Raw genomic sequence first — 1,320 nt, 5'->3', positions numbered from 1 at the left:
GGCGGCTCAGGCCCCCCCGTCGCCGAAGGCCGCTCCGGCCGATCGCTCGCCCCTGGCCCAGGCCGTCGAGGCCGCCGGCCCGCAGACCGCGCCGCCGGCCGATCCGTCGACGATCGCGCCCTCCCTCGTGCGGGTGCAGGTGCTGCTCGACCGGGCCCGCTTTTCGCCTGGGTCCATCGACGGGGTGACCGGCACGAATCTGAAGCTGGCCATCGAGGCCTTCCAGCAGGCGCAGGGCCTCACGGTCGACGGCGAGGTGACGCCCGACCTGTGGAAGGCGCTGATCGAGGCCGACGGCGGCCAGGTGCTGACCGACTACGTGATCACCCAGGAGGACGCCGACGGGCCGTACGCCAAGACGATCCCCAAGGACGACTACGAGGGGATGGCCAGGCTGCCGGCGCTTTCCTACACCAGCCCGCTGGAGGCCCTGGCCGAGCGCTTCCACATGGACGAGGCGCTGCTGCAGGCCCTCAATCCCGGGGCCGACTTCGGCAAGGCGGGGACCCGCATCGCCGTGGCGGCGCTGGGGCCGAGCGAGCTGCCGGCCAAGGTGACGCGGATCGACATCGACAAGGGCGTCGGCCAGGTGCGAGCCTATGACGGTCAGGACAACCTCCTGGCGGTCTATCCGGCCACGGTGGGCAGCACCGAGCGCCCGGCCCCCAGCGGCGAGTGGGCGGTGCGCACCGTCGCGCCGCGCCCGACCTACACCTACGATCCCTCGCGCCTGACCTTCGGCAAGCCCAAGGGCAAGCTGACCATCAAGGCCGGGCCGAACAATCCGGTCGGCTCGACCTGGATCGACCTGACCAAGGACACCTACGGCATCCACGGCACGCCCGATCCGAAACTGGTCAACAAGCGCGCCTCGCACGGCTGCGTGCGCCTGACCAACTGGGACGCGCAGCAACTGGGGGCGTCGGTGGAGAAGGGGGCCAAGGTGCGGTTCCTGGGCGAGGAGGCGAGGGGGGAGTAGGGGGCTTGAGCATGCCTTCTCCCCTTGCGGGAGAAGGTGGCGGCCGGAGGCCGTCGGATGAGGGGTTTCTCAGGCATCGGACACCTCACCCGGCCTGACCGCTGCACGCGGTGTTGGGTTCTGAGAGACCCCTCACCCGACCTCCTTCGGGAGGCCACCCTCTCCCGCAAGGGGAGAGGGAACGGGTGGGCAATCCCGCGCTTTCGCTGCGAGTTGGTGAAGGAGAGCGGAGCGCCGGGGCGACGCCCGGAGATGTGTAGACAGATACCGTTTCGACGAAGCCGTGCGCTCCGCGCGGTCGTTTGGCTGCCGGCTTCCCGGGCGGCGGCGCTCTTAACGCC

Annotated in this window: 1 protein-coding gene; it reads left to right on the top strand. The window is 70.8% G+C overall.

All coding sequences use genetic code 11. From position 1 onward, the window contains the following. Positions 1 to 979 (top strand): L,D-transpeptidase (locus DMC18_RS22090; protein WP_110133311.1); only part of this gene is annotated, 979 nt, incomplete at its 5' end. Positions 980 to 1,320 lie beyond the last annotated feature (341 nt).

The organism is Caulobacter sp. D5 (genome assembly GCF_003185805.1).
GTDB lineage: Bacteria > Pseudomonadota > Alphaproteobacteria > Caulobacterales > Caulobacteraceae > Caulobacter.
Note: the sequence above shows the minus strand (reverse complement) of the source record. Positions and strands in the feature narration are given on the sequence as shown.